General features: G+C 61.9%; 15 protein-coding genes. 1 reads left to right on the top strand and 14 read right to left on the bottom strand.

Features of this window, described 5'->3' with window-relative positions; translation table 11 throughout:
• Positions 1 to 29: 29 nt before the first annotated feature.
• The 5 genes from ACGLHT_RS12255 to sdhC form a co-directional block, all read right to left on the bottom strand.
• Positions 30 to 2,861: a 2-oxoglutarate dehydrogenase E1 component gene (locus ACGLHT_RS12255; protein WP_025339970.1), complete on the bottom strand. Its 2,832-nt coding sequence runs from the start codon at positions 2,859 to 2,861 to the stop codon at positions 30 to 32.
• Positions 2,862 to 3,107: 246 nt separating this feature from the next.
• Positions 3,108 to 3,812, bottom strand: a complete 705-nt coding sequence (locus tag ACGLHT_RS12260; RefSeq protein WP_016711649.1) for a succinate dehydrogenase iron-sulfur subunit — start codon at positions 3,810 to 3,812, stop codon at positions 3,108 to 3,110.
• An 11-nt stretch (positions 3,813 to 3,823) separates the two neighbouring features.
• Positions 3,824 to 5,596, bottom strand: coding sequence for a succinate dehydrogenase flavoprotein subunit (sdhA, locus tag ACGLHT_RS12265; RefSeq protein ID WP_025339971.1), 1,773 nt, complete (start codon positions 5,594 to 5,596; stop codon positions 3,824 to 3,826).
• 3 nt (positions 5,597 to 5,599) lie between these two features.
• Positions 5,600 to 5,968: a succinate dehydrogenase, hydrophobic membrane anchor protein gene (gene sdhD / locus ACGLHT_RS12270; protein WP_003254214.1), complete on the bottom strand. Its 369-nt coding sequence runs from the start codon at positions 5,966 to 5,968 to the stop codon at positions 5,600 to 5,602.
• On the bottom strand, positions 5,962 to 6,348 hold the full coding sequence (gene sdhC / locus ACGLHT_RS12275) for a succinate dehydrogenase, cytochrome b556 subunit (RefSeq protein WP_012315350.1): 387 nt from the start codon (positions 6,346 to 6,348) through the stop codon (positions 5,962 to 5,964). The genes sdhD and sdhC overlap by 7 nt, the downstream gene beginning before the upstream one ends.
• A 352-nt stretch (positions 6,349 to 6,700) precedes the next feature.
• On the opposite strand from sdhC, the gene gltA reads away from it, so the two are divergent.
• Positions 6,701 to 7,990: a citrate synthase gene (gene gltA / locus ACGLHT_RS12280; RefSeq protein ID WP_013973445.1), complete on the top strand. Its 1,290-nt coding sequence runs from the start codon at positions 6,701 to 6,703 to the stop codon at positions 7,988 to 7,990.
• A gap of 175 nt (positions 7,991 to 8,165) precedes the next feature.
• Here the strand turns inward: gltA and ACGLHT_RS12285 are convergent, their stop codons facing one another.
• The 9 genes from ACGLHT_RS12285 to ACGLHT_RS12325 form a co-directional block, all read right to left on the bottom strand.
• A complete protein-coding gene (locus tag ACGLHT_RS12285) occupies positions 8,166 to 8,771 on the bottom strand; it encodes an START domain-containing protein (protein WP_137164836.1) in 606 nt (201 codons plus the stop codon).
• Between the two features lie 33 nt (positions 8,772 to 8,804).
• Positions 8,805 to 9,059 (bottom strand): YkgJ family cysteine cluster protein, encoded by a 255-nt coding sequence (locus ACGLHT_RS12290; RefSeq protein WP_025339973.1) that lies wholly within the window; start codon positions 9,057 to 9,059, stop codon positions 8,805 to 8,807.
• 130 nt (positions 9,060 to 9,189) lie between these two features.
• Positions 9,190 to 9,678, bottom strand: coding sequence for a hypothetical protein (locus ACGLHT_RS12295; RefSeq protein ID WP_075045847.1), 489 nt, complete (start codon positions 9,676 to 9,678; stop codon positions 9,190 to 9,192).
• Positions 9,679 to 9,741: 63 nt separating this feature from the next.
• Positions 9,742 to 11,184 (bottom strand): PLP-dependent aminotransferase family protein, encoded by a 1,443-nt coding sequence (locus ACGLHT_RS12300; protein ID WP_274120806.1) that lies wholly within the window; start codon positions 11,182 to 11,184, stop codon positions 9,742 to 9,744.
• Between the two features lie 310 nt (positions 11,185 to 11,494).
• Entirely contained in the window at positions 11,495 to 12,307 is an 813-nt protein-coding gene (locus ACGLHT_RS12305; protein WP_085614447.1) for an OmpA family protein, read from the bottom strand.
• Positions 12,304 to 12,657 carry a DUF4398 domain-containing protein gene (locus ACGLHT_RS12310; protein WP_023661849.1) on the bottom strand — a complete coding sequence of 118 codons (354 nt, stop codon included), beginning with the start codon at positions 12,655 to 12,657 and terminating at the stop codon, positions 12,304 to 12,306. Before ACGLHT_RS12310 ends, ACGLHT_RS12305 begins: the two co-directional genes overlap by 4 nt.
• Before the next feature lie 9 nt (positions 12,658 to 12,666).
• On the bottom strand, positions 12,667 to 13,488 hold the full coding sequence (locus ACGLHT_RS12315; RefSeq protein WP_075045848.1) for an ABC transporter substrate-binding protein: 822 nt from the start codon (positions 13,486 to 13,488) through the stop codon (positions 12,667 to 12,669).
• A gap of 173 nt (positions 13,489 to 13,661) precedes the next feature.
• A complete protein-coding gene (locus ACGLHT_RS12320; protein WP_025339978.1) occupies positions 13,662 to 14,591 on the bottom strand; it encodes an electron transfer flavoprotein subunit alpha/FixB family protein in 930 nt (309 codons plus the stop codon).
• Positions 14,592 to 15,341, bottom strand: coding sequence for an electron transfer flavoprotein subunit beta/FixA family protein (locus tag ACGLHT_RS12325; protein ID WP_025339979.1), 750 nt, complete (start codon positions 15,339 to 15,341; stop codon positions 14,592 to 14,594).
• Positions 15,342 to 15,491 lie beyond the last annotated feature (150 nt).

The raw sequence follows: 15,491 nt of genomic DNA on the forward strand, positions 1-15,491 counted from the left end.
TTAAATTCGGTTTCAGGTGCGCGAAGGCATTAAACAGTGAAGGCGTCTTGCAGCAGTTTTTCCTGCTGTTCGGCGTGCTTCGATGCGTAACCACAGGCTGGCGCGGCGGAAGCGTCGCGGCCGGCGTATTCCAGGACCAGTGCCTTGTTGTGGCGGCCCAGGATACGGCGCATGTGGTGCTGGCTGCTGTACCAGGCGCCCTGGTTCATCGGCTCTTCCTGACACCAGACCGCATGCTTGAGGTTGGTGTAAGGCGCCAGGATTTCGACCAGGTCGTCCTCAGGGAACGGATACAGCTGCTCGATACGCACGATGGCGATGTCTTCGCGGCCTTCGGCACGGCGTTTTTCCAGCAGGTCGTAGTAAACCTTGCCGCCGCACAGGACCAGGCGTTCGACCTTGGCCGGATCGAGGCTGTCGATTTCCGGGATCACGGTCTGGAACGAGCCTTCTGCCAGGTCTTCCAGGGTCGAGATGGCCAGCTTGTGGCGCAGCAGCGACTTCGGCGTCAGCACGATCAGCGGCTTGCGCAGCGGACGGATGACCTGGCGACGCAGCAGGTGGTAGATCTGGGCCGGGGTGGTCGGTACGCAGACCTGGATGTTGTGTTCGGCGCACAGCTGCAGGTAACGCTCCAGGCGCGCGGAGGAGTGCTCCGGGCCCTGCCCTTCATAACCGTGTGGCAGCAGCATGGTCAGACCGCACAGACGGCCCCACTTGTGCTCGCCGCTGGTGATGAACTGGTCGATCACCACTTGCGCACCGTTGGCGAAGTCACCGAACTGGGCTTCCCAGATCACCAGCGCGTTCGGCGTGGTGGTCGAGTAGCCGTATTCGAAGGCCAGTACCGCTTCTTCCGACAGGAAGGAGTCGTACAGTTCGAACTGAGGCTGGCCCGGGAACAGGTTCTTCAGCGGTACGTAGGTGCTGGCGTCCTTCTGGTTGTGCAGCACCGCGTGACGGTGCGAGAAGGTGCCACGGCCGATGTCCTGGCCGGTCATGCGGATCGGGTGACCTTCGAACTGCAGGGTGGCGTAGGCCATGGTCTCTGCATAACCCCAGTTGATCGGCAAGCCACCGGCCTGCATCTTCTGACGGTCTTCGTAGATCTTGGCGACCTGGCGCTGGACGACGAAACCTTCCGGGATCTCCAGCAGCTTGGCCGACAGTTCCTGCAGGGTCTTGAGGTCGAAGCGGGTGTCGTGACGCGCGGTCCAGGCATGGCCCAGGTACGGACGCCAGTCGACGAACAGCTCGCGGTTCGGCTCCTTGACCAGGCTCTTCACCACGTGCAGGCCGTTGTCCAGCGCGTTGCGGTACTCGTCGATCTTGGCCTGGGCGCGCTCGGAGTCGATGCGGCCGGCCTGGATCAGCGCCTCAGCGTACAGTTCACGCGTGGTGCGCTGCTTGCTGATCTGCTGGTACATCAAAGGCTGGGTGCCGTTCGGCTCGTCGGCCTCGTTGTGGCCGCGGCGGCGGTAGCAGACCAGGTCGATGACCACGTCACGCTTGAACTGCATGCGGTAGTCGATGGCCAGCTGGGTCACGAACAGCACGGCTTCCGGGTCGTCCCCGTTCACGTGCAGGATCGGCGCCTGGATCATCTTGGCAACGTCGGTGGCGTACTCGGTGGAGCGCGCGTCCAGCGGGTTGCTGATGGTGAAACCAACCTGGTTGTTGATCACGATGTGCACGGTACCGCCGGTCTTGAAACCGCGGGTCTGCGACATCTGGAAGGTTTCCATGACCACGCCCTGGCCGGCGAATGCTGCGTCGCCGTGGATCGAGATCGGCAGTACCTTGTCGCCAACGGTGTCGTTGCGGCGGTCCTGACGGGCGCGCACCGAACCCTCGACCACTGGCGAGACGATTTCCAGGTGGGACGGGTTAAACGCCATGGCCAGGTGCACTTCGCCACCCGGGGTCATCACGTTCGAGGAGAAGCCCTGGTGATACTTCACGTCACCGGAGCCCAGCTCGTTCATCTTCTTGCCTTCGAACTCGTCGAACAGCTCGCGCGGGTTCTTGCCGAAGGTGTTGACCAGAACGTTCAGGCGGCCACGGTGGGCCATGCCGATCACGACTTCCTTGGTGCCGTAGGAACCGGAACGCTGGATCATCTCGTCCAGCATCGGGATCAGGCTTTCGCCGCCCTCGAGGCCGAAACGCTTGGTGCCCGGGTACTTGGTGCCCAGGTATTTCTCAAGGCCTTCACCGGCGGTCACGCGCTCGAGCAGGTGGGCCTGCACGTCAGCGGAAAACTCCGGACGGCCGCGCACGCTTTCCAGGCGCTGCTGGAACCAGCTGCGCTGCTCGGAATCGACGATGTGGGTGAACTCGGCGCCAATGGTGCGACAATATGTCTTCTGGAGCGCCTCGAAGATCTCGCGTAGGCTCGCCTCCTCTTTGCCGATGAACAGGTCGCCGGCACGGAAGGTCGTATCAAGATCGGCATTGGTCAAGCCGTAGTGATTGATCGACAGGTCTACGGGCGCAGGACGCTGCCACAACCCCAACGGGTCGAGCTTGGCAGCCTGATGGCCGCGCATACGATAGGCCTGGATCAGTCGCAGAACTTCAACCTGCTTCTTCTCGTGTTCACTGCTCACGCTCCCGGCGGATACCGGTTGGGCGCGGCGCTGGTTCTTTGCCAGCAGTACGAAATGGTCGCGGATTGTCGAGTGCGATACATCGGTAGCGGTGCTGCCGTCGGCGGGCAACTTCTGGAAGTAGGTGCGCCACTCTTCTGGCACAGCGTTAGGGTCGTGCAGGTAGAGCTCATAAAGCTCTTCCACATATGCAGCGTTACCACCTGAAAGGTGGGCGCTTTCCCACATGCGCTGCATCACGCTTTCTTGCATGCTTGGTCACCCTCGGTTAGGGGACTGATCGGCGAGAGCCACAGCAAACCTGGAAAAGTCCGAATACAGCGACTGAACCACGCCACTTGGATCCTGCTGATTTTCCGGGTACCAGCCCGGAAAGCCCCTGCTGGTCTCATATCTTCATAGGTAATGAACGCGGGCTTTGTGGGCCCTTGTTCGGGTTTTACCTCAGTGCGGGCTCACCACCCGCACCTCGGCTTACTGCAGGTACAACTCTTTGTATCAGGTGCCGCTTTGCAGCAGCATGTTACGTACGTGGCCGATTGCCTTGGTCGGGTTCAGACCTTTCGGGCAAACGTTGACGCAGTTCATGATCCCGCGGCAGCGGAACACGCTGAACGGGTCATCCAGGGACGCCAGGCGCTCCTGGGTCTTGGTGTCACGGCTGTCGGCCAGGAAGCGATAGGCCTGCAGCAGTGCGGCCGGGCCCAGGAACTTGTCCGGGTTCCACCAGAACGACGGGCAGGAAGTCGAGCAGCAAGCGCACAGGATGCACTCGTACAGGCCGTCCAGCTTGTCGCGGTCTTCCGGCGACTGCAGGCGCTCGATGGCCGGCGCAGGAGTGTCGTTCTGCAGGAACGGCTTCACCTTCTCGTACTGCTTGTAGAAGATGCTCATGTCGACGACCAGGTCACGAATGACCGGCAGGCCCGGCAGCGGGCGCAGAACCAGCTTGTTGCCCTTCACCACCGCCGACAGCGGGGTGATGCAGGCCAGGCCGTTCTTGCCGTTCATGTTCATGCCGTCGGAACCGCAAACGCCTTCACGGCAGGAGCGACGGTACGAGAAACCTTCGTCCTTTTCCTTGATCAGCGCCAATACATCGAGAACCATCAGGTCCTTGCCGCCGGTATCGACGTCGAACGACTCCATTTTGGGCGCCGAGTCGGTGTCCGGGTTGTAACGATAAACTTCGACTTTCAACATAGCAGCCACCCTTAGTAAGTCCGGACTTTTGGTTCGAAGGCTGGAACAGTCTTCGGCGCAAAGTTGACGCCGCGCTTGGCAACGCGCTTCTCACCCGGGTAGTACAGGGTGTGGCACAGCCAGTTTTCGTCGTCACGGTCTTCGAAGTCTTCACGGGCGTGGGCGCCGCGGGACTCTTTACGGGCTTCGGCCGCGATGGCGGTAGCTTCGGCGACTTCCAGCAGGTTCTGCAGCTCCAGCGCTTCGATACGCGCGGTGTTGAAGGCCTGGGACTTGTCGTTGATCTTGACGTTGGCAATACGGTCACGCAGGCCGGCCAGCTGCTCGATACCCTTCTGCATGTATTCGCCAGTACGGAATACACCGAAGTAGTTCTGCATGCAGCTCTGCAGCTCGCGCTTGAGGCTGGCAACGTCTTCGCCAGCGGTACGCTCGTTGAGCTTGTTCAGGCGGTTCAGGGCAACATCGATATCGGTGTCGCTGGCGTCGCGGTATTCCACGCCGTCGGACAGCGATTTTTCCAGGTGCAGGCCAGCGGCACGACCGAATACCACCAGGTCGAGCAGCGAGTTGCCGCCCAGGCGGTTGGCACCGTGGACCGATACGCACGCCACTTCACCCACTGCGAACAGACCCGGGATGATTTGGTCCTTGCCTTCGGCGTCCATGGTGATGGCCTGGCCATGAATATTGGTGGCAACGCCGCCCATCATGTAGTGGCAGGTCGGTACGACCGGAACCGGCGCGACGACTGGGTCGACGTGGGCGAAGGTCTTGGACAGCTCGCAGATACCTGGCAGGCGGCTGTGCAGCACTTCCTCGCCCAGGTGGTCCAGCTTCAGCAGCACGTGGTCCTTGTTCGGGCCCACGCCGTTGCCGGCGATGATTTCCTTGACCATGGAACGGGCAACCACGTCGCGGCCGGCCAGGTCTTTCGCGTTCGGCGCGTAACGCTCCATGAAGCGCTCGCCGTGGGCGTTGATCAGGTAGCCACCCTCACCGCGGCAACCTTCGGTAACCAGTACACCGGCGCCGGCGATGCCGGTCGGGTGGAACTGCCACATCTCGATGTCCTGCACCGGCACGCCTGCACGCAGCGCCATGCCGATACCGTCACCGGTGTTGATCAGGGCGTTGGTGGTGGAGGCGTAGATACGACCGGCACCGCCAGTGGCCAGAACGGTGGCCTTGGACTTGATGTACATGGTTTCGCCGGTTTCGATGCAGATTGCGATCACACCGACGAACGCGCCGTCCTGGTTCTTCACCAGGTCAACAGCGTAGTACTCGTTGAGGAAGGTAGTGCCTGCCTTCAGGTTGCCCTGGTACAGGGTGTGCAGCAGCGCGTGACCGGTACGGTCGGAAGCAGCACAGGTACGGGCGGCCTGGCCACCTTTACCGAAGTCCTTGGACTGGCCACCGAACGGACGCTGGTAGATGCGGCCGGTTTCGGTACGCGAGAACGGCAGGCCCATGTGGTCCAGCTCGAAGACCGCAGCCGGGCCTTCCTGACACATGTATTCGATAGCGTCCTGGTCACCGATGTAGTCGGAGCCTTTGACGGTATCGTACATGTGCCAGCGCCAGTCGTCGTTCGGGTCGGCCGAAGCGATGGCGCAGGTGATGCCGCCCTGGGCGGATACAGTGTGCGAACGGGTCGGGAAGACCTTGGTGACCACGGCAGTCTTGTGGCCGCCTTGAGCCAGCTGCAGCGCTGCGCGCATGCCGGCGCCGCCGCCACCGATGATGATGGCGTCGAAGGAAATGGTTGGAATGCTAGCCATGGATCAGATACCCCAGAGAATCTGCACACCCCAGACGAAGTAAGCGAACATCGCAACGCCGCATACCGCCTGGAACAGGAAACGAATCGCAGTTGCCGACTTGCCGAACGACATTGGCGTCAGGTAGTCGGTTGCAATGGTCCACATGCCGACCCAGGCGTGAGCGCCCAGGGCAACGAGGGCCAGCAGACTGAAGATCCGCATCGCGTTGTTGGAGAACAGACCATGCCACTGGGTGTAGTCGATGCCTGGGTGGGCGACCACGTAGCCGATCAGGAAGAGGAAGTAAGCCGCGAGAACGACCGCAGAAACGCGCTGCGCCATCCAGTCATAGAGGCCCGAACGCGACAGGTTCGTGACATTGGTTACCATACCCAAACTCCCACCAGAACGATCAGCACCACGGAGATGACGATCACGATTTTCGAGCCCAGCTTGCCGCCTTCCAGCGTCTCACCGATGCCCATGTCCATGATCAGGTGACGTACACCTGCCACGAGGTGATAAAGCAGGGCGGATAGCAGGCCCCAGGTCACGAATTTGGCCAGCGGGCTGGTCAGACACGCCTTCACCTCACCAAAGCCTTCCTCGGAACCCAGCGACTTGCCCAGTGCATAAAGCATGATGGCAAGGCCAAGGAACAGGATGACGCCGGAGATACGATGCAGGATGGACGTGTACGCAGTGACGGGGAGCTTGATGGTCCTTAGGTCTAGGTTTACAGGTCGTTGGCTTTTCACGGCTTTTTTCACACTGAAGAGCCCCTAGCGAATCAGGGCAAAGTTGTTGGTAAGTGTACTGGTCAGGTACCCACCACCCAGGGAACGGCGACCCCCAGCAGTTCGGGCTTGCAAGCCCCTGGCGGTCGGGTTGCGAGTATAGACAGTTAGGCTGCTTATGACAACGTGACGGGGTAGCCCAAATAGCGCATTGCCTTTAACGCACAAAAGGCGTAAATGGGCGAGAATTTCGCGAAAAATCAGGCCTCAATGCCTGTTTCAACAAGCCTTTAGGCAAATTGACATCTGAATTTATCCCTCTATAGTGGTGCGGGCCCTGCGTGGGGGGTCTGTCTGATGATTTCAAGCATTAATAGGAGGCCACATGGCTGACAAAAAAGCGCAGTTGGTCATCGAGGGCGCTGCCCCCGTCGAGCTGCCCATTTTAACCGGCACCGTTGGTCCTGATGTAATCGACGTCCGCGGGTTGGGGGCCACTGGTCACTTCACCTTCGACCCTGGTTTCATGGCGACTGCCTCGTGCGAGTCGAAGATCACCTACATTGACGGCGACAAAGGTATCCTGCTGCACCGCGGCTACCCGATCGAGCAGCTCGCCGAAAAGTCCGACTACCTCGAAACCTGCTACCTGCTGCTCAACGGCGAACTGCCGAATGCCGAGCAGAAGGCCCAGTTCGTCAGCACCGTGAAGAACCACACCATGGTTCACGAGCAGCTGAAGTCCTTCTTCAACGGCTTCCGCCGCGACGCCCACCCGATGGCGGTGATGTGCGGCGTGGTCGGCGCCCTGTCGGCGTTCTATCACGACTCCCTGGACATCAATAACCCGCAACACCGCGAAATTTCCGCGGTGCGCCTGGTCGCCAAGATGCCGACCCTGGCCGCGATGGTTTACAAGTACTCCATGGGCCAGCCGATGATGTACCCGCGCAACGACCTGTCGTACGCGGAAAACTTCCTGCACATGATGTTCAACACCCCGTGCGAGATCAAACCGATCAGCCCGGTGCTGGCCAAGGCGATGGACCGGATCTTCATCCTCCACGCCGACCACGAGCAGAACGCCTCCACCTCTACCGTTCGTCTGGCCGGTTCGTCGGGTGCCAACCCGTTCGCCTGTATCGCCGCCGGTATCGCCGCACTGTGGGGCCCGGCCCACGGCGGTGCGAACGAAGCGGTACTGACCATGCTCGATGAAATCGGCGATGTCTCGAACATCGACAAGTTCATCGCCAAGGCCAAGGACAAGAACGACCCGTTCAAGCTCATGGGCTTCGGTCACCGCGTGTACAAGAACCGCGACCCGCGCGCCACCGTGATGAAGCAGACCTGCGACGAAGTCCTGCGCGAGCTGGGCATCAAGAACGACCCGCAGCTGGAACTGGCCATGCGCCTGGAAGAGATCGCCCTGACCGATCCGTACTTCATCGAGCGCTCGCTGTACCCGAACGTCGACTTCTACTCGGGGATCATCCTCAAGGCGATCGGCATTCCGACCAGCATGTTCACCGTGATCTTCGCCCTGGCACGTACCGTGGGCTGGATCTCGCACTGGAAAGAAATGCTCTCCAGCCCGTACAAGATCGGCCGCCCGCGCCAGCTGTACACCGGCGAGCAGAAGCGCGACATCGTTGCGCTGCAGGACCGCAAGTAAGCTTCCATAGCCGAACGCAAAAAGGCTGCCCTCGGGCAGCCTTTTTTATTCGTCCTGTGCTGGCCTCTTCGCGGGTAAACCCGCTCCCACAGGGACCCCACAGGCCCGAAAGTTTGCGGGATACCTGTGGGAGCGGGTTTACCCGCGAAGAGGCCGGCACAAGTGACACAATGCCTCAGTTTTTCTCAGCCCGCTCTCGCAACCCTTTCAGGGTATTGAACGGCGCATCCACCACGAACTTGTTGGCCACCATCGCCGGCACGCTACCACCCGGCTCGGTGTGCACCTGATAGGTCACTTCCGTGCTGTCACCCTTGGGCACCAGCCTCCAGAAGCCTTCGACCTTCGCCACCCGCACAAAGCCCTTCTCTTCCGGGACGTAGGTCGGCTCTTCCTTCAGGTTGCGCACCAGGCTGCCATCAGCCCCCTTCACCGTGGTCACATGCAATACCGAGTCCCGCGGCGTGACCGGCCATGGCGTATTGAACTGGGTGTAGGTCCAGCTCTGGTCACCTTCGTGCTTGAGCAGCTTCTGCGACTTGCATTCGTGAATCCATGCACAAGCCCCGACCACGTCCTCCTGCAACGCCTGCACCTTGGCCAGCGGCGCCTTGATCACGGTGACGCCTTGATAGGCCTTGTACTTGGAACCGGCCACTTCACTGAGGGAAACCTTGATCCCCTCCTCGTCCTTGGCCACCTGCCAGTTTTCGGCCCAGGCCGCGGGCGACAGCAGAACACCCATGCCACACAGCAGAGCAATACGCTTGAACGATCTCATCATGTTTATCCTTGTTGTCGAAGATCCAGCCTGTCACGCCGCCGTCATCTGCTCCCACCAACCAAGAATCCTGATGGCCTCGTCACGATCACTGCCGCATACCTCCACATCCGCCTTGAAACCGCCACACACTGCCGGCCGCTCGGGCTTGCCGAACAGGTCGCAGAGGTTGTCGACGGTCAGGTGCAGGCAGCGCTCGCCAGCCGGCTTGCCATTGGGCATGCGCGGCATCGCAGAGGTGATGGACGGGGCGATGCAGCAGGCACCACAGCCCTCACGGCAATTCATGGCTATTCACCAAAATCAGGACTCCCTGGAACAAAACGGGACGAACGTCCCTGGATAGTAACCGCTCAAACAGGCGTTTGAAATTGCTGGCATGATGAAATCTGCCGTGACCCGGCAGTCAGTTCACCTGCTACTGGCGGTACTCGAAATCGATGGCCGCCCCTTCCACGTCGCGACGGCTGTCATTGCGCAGCTGCAGCTGCATTTCGTTGCTGATCAACCGGCCATTGAGCTGGAACGGGCTATCGCTGGCCTCCGGCTTTTCAGTGAACATGGGTGGCAGCAAAGGCTTGCGTCGCTGTATCGGCGAAGGGCTGCCCACATTCGGCTCAAGGTCATCGACCATATCGGCCGGCAGGCTGAGGTCCAGCTTCGCCTTGGGTAGCGGCTTGGCAACCTCCTTGCTCACCTGCTTGCGCGCCGGCCTGGCCTTGCTGTTACCGGCTTTTTTTGCAGGCTGCTTGTGCGCTGGCCTGGCTGCGGCTTTCTGCACCGGCTTGGCTTTCTGCACCGGCGCCGCCTGCGCCTGGCCTGCCGGCTGCGCAGCCTGGGCAACACCAGCCAGGCTGCCGAGCGGTACAAGGCACAAGATCAGGGCAAAACGGCGCAAAGCATTCATGGCAAATAGACAGACTGGCAGGAAAAGTGCGTATGCTCCCTGTTCCACGGGCGCGTGGCAAGCCTACAAAAGTGCCGCTGCTGGCTCCCGGCACAATTGCTGGGCCAGCAAACCGAGCGTGATCACCGCGCGCTCGGCTTCCTTGTTCCAGGGTATACCGCAATTAAGCCGGATACAGTGGTTGAACTGCTCGGTGTTGCTGAAGATCAGCCCCGGCGCAATACTGATGCCCTGCTCCAGCGCGCGCACATGCAGCTCCTGGGTATTGACCCGCCCCGGCAGGCTCACCCACAGGATGAAACCGCCCGTCGGCCGGGTCATCTGGGTACCCTCGGGGAAGTGCTGCTGCACCGCCAGCTGGTAGGCACTGAGGTTCTTGCGGTACTCCTGGCGGATGTAACGCAGGTGCCGGTCGTAGCCGCCATTTTCCAGGTAGGCCGCCACACCCATCTGCGTCACGCTGCAGGCCGAGTGGGTGGTGAAGGTTTGCAGGCGCTGGATCTCGTCCTGATAGCGCCCGGCGATCATCCAGCCAACGCGCACGCCGGGGGACAGGGTCTTGGAAAAACTCGAGCAATAGATCACCCGGTCCAGCCGGTCGAATGCCTTGAGCGCCTTGGTCTTGCCCTGCTCGAACATCAGCTCGCCATAGATGTCATCCTCGACGATCTGGATATCGAAGTCCGACGCCAGGCGCAGCAACTGCTTCTGCCGCTCTTCCGGGACAGTGCCACCCAGCGGGTTGCTGAGGCGCGCAGTCAGAACCAGGGCCTTGATCGACCGCTGGTTGGCCGCCAGCTGCAGCGCTTCGAGGCTGATACCAGTGGACGGGTCGCTGGGGATCTCGATCACCTTCAGGCCCAGCAGGTCGGCCAGTTGCAGCAGCCCGTAATAGGTGGGCGATTCGGCGGCGATCAGGTCGCCGGGGCGGGTCAGCACGCGCAGCGACATCTGCAGCGCATCGACACAGCCATGGGTCACGATCACTTCACGCGGGTCGACCAGCACACCGGCATCACGCATGCGAATGGCGATCTGCCGGCGCAGCGGCTCGAAACCGGGGCTGAACATGTAGCTGAAGGCACGCGGGCTGTGGAAGCGTGTGACCTTGGCAATCTGCTGGTGCAAGGCACGGACCGGCAGGTAGTCGACGTGCGGCACAGCGGCGCCGAACGGGAACACGCCATCACGGCGCGCCTCGGTCAGTACCTGCTGGATGATACTGGCGCGGGTGACCAGGCCGGGGCGCTCGACCCGGGCGATGTCCGGGGTCTGCGCGGTCAGGGCCGGGGTCTGGTGCACGTAGTAGCCGGACTGCGGCCGCGCACGGATCAGCCCCTGGTCTTCGAGATTGGCATAGGCCTGCAGCACCGTGGCATGGCTGACATTGAGCTGGGCGCTCATCTTGCGCACGGAGGGTACCCGCTCGCCTGGCTGGTAGACACCACGACGGATGTCATCGGCCAGTTGCTGGGCGATACGCTGGTACAACAGCAGGTTGGTCATGGCTGGCTCTCGACGCGCGGACGGGCTCGTTGTTCTTGTGTCGCTCACTGACGGTAGAGGATACCGTAACAGTTGCAAAGTGTACTGGGACAGATCGCAGGATAGTCAACAATACAGTTGCGTGACAGCCATGGAAACGATCAAGCCTGGGTATGCCGACGAAAAGCCGGGGGCGCTTTGCGCCCCTTTCGCGACACAAGGCCGCTCCTACAGGTACTGTGCATACCTTGAAGTTAACACTGTACCTGTGGGAGCGGCTTTAGCCGCGAACACCGGCAAAGCCGGTGCCATCCCCCGCGCCGCCAAGCAGTCAGCGTGCTGGCGCCAGCTTGCCCTTGTCATCGGAGAACACGATCTCCACCCGACGGTTCTGCGCCCTGCCCCGCTCCGAGGCATTGGCCTCGATCGGGTACTGGTCGCCATAGCCCTCGACCTGCAGGCGCTTCTCGTCGATGCCCAGGTCTACCAGCATGTCGGCCACGGCCTGCGCCCGATCACGCGACAGCTTCAGGTTGTCCTCCGCCGGGCCGGTGCTGTCGGTATAGCCCTCGATCCGCACCACCCGGCGCGGGTTGAGCTGGAGGAACTGCACCAGCTTGAGCACGGTACGGCTGGCCGAATTCTTCAGGTCGGCCCGGCCGGTGTCGAACAGCACGTCCCCCAGGGTCATCACCAGACCTCGGTCGGCCTGCTCCGAGGCCAGCGCGGCGATCTGCGACTCGACCCACTTGCCCTGCTGCTGAACACTGGCCAGCTTGGCCTCGCGCAGGGCCAGCTGCAGGCGCTGGCGCTCCAGGTCGAGCTTGGCCTGGCGTTCCTGGTTCAGCGCCAGCTTGGCATGCTCGCTGGCAATTTCGCTGTAGCGCTGGCTCAGGTAGGCGTAATGGCGCACGTCGGCACCGGTGCCGATGTAGCTGGACAGGCGCTCGGCACGGGCCAGCGACTCGCCTGCGCGAATCACGTCACGCGGCGCGCTGCGCAACACATTGGAATCATCCTTGACCTTCTGGAAAGCTGCAGTGGCATCATCCAGCGCTGCGCTGCTGCGCTGGCTGGCGCAACCTTGCAAACCGGCCGCCAGCGCCAGCACTGCCAGCGCGGCCAATGGCACACGACGGATCATGGCTGCACCTCCAACTGCTTGCGCAGGCGCTGAACCCGCGACTGCAGCAGTTGCAGCTGCTCTTCGCTCTTCTGGTTCAATACCTGGGCCTCGGCCAGGCGCGCATCCAGTTCGGCCTGTTCGGCACGCATGCGCGCATCGCGGTAGTCTTCGGTGAGCATGTTGGCCTTGGCCCGGGCCAGCTTGTCTTCAGCCAGCTTGAGCGCATCGACCTGCTCGGTGGCACCGACGGCCCTGGCCTGCTCCAGTGCCTGTTCAGAAATGCGCATCTGCTCGTTAGGGGCCGGATCGTTGGCGCAGCCAGCCAGGCCGAGCACGGCCAGGGCAAGGATTAGTGGTTGGGTTCTCACGCAATCTTCCTAGTGTTTGGGGGCGTCCGACGGCACCTGCAGCTGCGCTTTCCAGCGCTCGACATTACGTTGCAGCACGGCCTCGGATGCTCCGGAGATCGGCAATTCTGTCAGTTTTTTCGCCAATTGCCCACGCAACCAGCTGTCATTGCAGGCCGAATTGTGCGACAGGGCCAGGTACAGGCCCGGCCGATCCACCGGCAGGCCGCGGGCGATCAGGTCATTGCTCATGCCCAGGCTCTGGGCCATGGCCATGCCCGAATAGCGGCCAGCGAGCACATAATCCACCTGGCCGAGCACCAGCTTCTGGAACGCCTGGGTCAGGTTCTGTGCCGGCACCAGTTTCAGCTGGGCCTTGGCGAAAGCGGTAAAGGCCGGGGTCAGCCGCGCACGCTCGGACAAACTGCCTTGGTACTGGGCCAGGTCAGCCGGGCCCTCGAAGGCCAGTGTGGCGTCGTGGCGCGTCCACACCAGGTATTCGTTGAGCTGCAGGGGTGGATGGATGTAGTCCAGCGCGGTCAGTTGCTCCACCTGCATGGGGGTGTCGAGCAGCAGGTCCATGCGCCCGCTACGTACTTCTTCCAGCGCCTGGTCACGACGACCGGCGCTCAGCACCTCCACCTTCACGCCCAGCTCGCCAGCCACCTGGCGCAGCAGATCGACGTTGGCGCCGATCAGGTGTTTCGGGTCGTTCGGGTCCTGCCACGAATAGGGCGGCGCATCAGGGCTGCCGGTTGCCACCAGGCGTTCGCACTTGCCTGCCGCCATGGCCAGCGGCGAAACCAGCACCGCCATGCAAGCCAGCACCCTGCCTGCTTTACGCAGCACCATTGCTCACTCCTTGTATTGCTTTCGGCAAGCCAGCTCCCACCGTTACAGCAACGCCCTTGAGAACTGCGCTGTACCTGTGGGAGCTGGCTTGCCGGCGATTGGGTCGGAACTGACCACAAAAAAACCCGGCCCCCTGTACGAGGGCCGGGTTCTTTATAAGTGAAGCAAGCGGATCAGACCAGCTTTTCCAGCTCCGGAACCGCTTCGAACAGGTCAGCGACCAGGCCGTAGTCGGCTACCTGGAAGATCGGCGCTTCTTCGTCCTTGTTGATCGCCACGATCACCTTGGAGTCCTTCATGCCGGCCAGGTGCTGGATCGCGCCGGAGATACCGACGGCGATGTACAGCTGTGGCGCAACGATCTTGCCGGTCTGGCCGACCTGCATGTCGTTCGGCACGAAGCCGGCGTCGACCGCGGCGCGCGAGGCACCGACGGCAGCGCCGAGCTTGTCGGCCAGGCTGTACAGGTGCTTGAAGTTGTCACCGTTGCCCATGCCACGGCCGCCGGAAACGACGATCTTGGCAGCGGTCAGCTCTGGGCGGTCGGACTTGGCCAGCTCTTCACCAACGAAGGCCGAGATGCCGGCGTTGTGCGCAGCGCCAACGGCTTCGATGGCAGCCGAACCACCTTCGGCGGCCACGGCGTCGAAGCCGGTGGTACGCACGGTGATGACCTTGATGGCAGCGCTCGATTGCACGGTGGCAATGGCGTTACCGGCATAGATCGGGCGCTTGAAGGTGTCGGCGGACTCGACCGAGATGATCTCGGAGATCTGGTCCACGTCCAGCAGCGCGGCAACGCGCGGCAGGATGTTCTTGCCGTTGGTGGTGGCCGGGGCCAGCACGTGGCTGTAGCCCTGGGCCAGCTCGACGATCAGCGGCGCAACGTTTTCTGGCAGGGCGTGGGCGTAGGCAGCGTTATCGGCAACCAGCACCTTGGCAACGCCAGCGATCTTGGCTGCGGACTCGGCAACGCCGCCCACGTTCTGGCCTGCGACCAGCACGTGCACATCACCACCGATCTTGGCGGCAGCGGCAACAGTGTTCAGGGTGGCCGGGGCTACGGCACCGTTTTCGTATTCAGCGACAACCAGGATAGTCATTTAGATTACCTTCGCTTCGTTCTTCAGCTTCTCGACCAGTTCGGCCACCGATTTGACCTTGATGCCAGCGCTGCGGGCAGCCGGGGCTTCAACCTTCAGGGTCTTGTTGGTGGAGGCGAGGGAAACGCCCAGCGCGTCTGGAGTAACGGTCTCCAGCGGCTTCTTCTTGGCCTTCATGATGTTCGGCAGCGACGCGTAGCGTGGCTCGTTCAGGCGCAGGTCGGTGGTGACGATGGCCGGCAGGTTCAGTGCAACGGTCTGCAGGCCGCCGTCGATTTCACGGGTGACGTTCAGCTTGTCGCCAGCCACTTCCACCTTGGAGGCGAAGGTGCCCTGGGCGAAGCCGGTCAGCGCAGCCAGCATCTGGCCGGTCTGGTTGTTGTCGCTGTCGATGGCCTGCTTGCCGAGGATGACCAGCTGAGGCTGCTCTTTGTCGACAACGGCTTTCAGCGCCTTGGCCACAGCCAGGGAATTCAGTTCGTCAGCGGCTTCGACCAGGATGGCACGGTCGGCACCCAGGGCCAGGGCGGTACGCAGTTGCTCCTGGGCAGTGGTCGGGCCGACGGAAACGACGACGATCTCGGACGCGACGCCCTTTTCCTTCAGGCGTACGGCTTCTTCCACGGCGATTTCGCAGAAGGGGTTCATGGACATCTTGACGTTAGCAAGGTCGACGCCGGAGTTGTCCGCCTTGACGCGAACCTTGACGTTGTAGTCGACCACTCGTTTGACAGCTACAAGAACCTTCATGGATTCCTCGTTACTCTCCGGTGAATAGATAGTCGCCAGGGGCAGAGCCCTGCGATGCGCGTGGGTACAAGGGCACCTCTAAAAACGTACCGGGAGGCGGTAACTTCACAGTGACCGAACAGTCTTGTCCGGACTCTTGCGACAAATACT

Source organism: Pseudomonas sp. PsB (assembly GCF_043658375.1).
Lineage (GTDB): Bacteria > Pseudomonadota > Gammaproteobacteria > Pseudomonadales > Pseudomonadaceae > Aquipseudomonas > Aquipseudomonas putida_Z.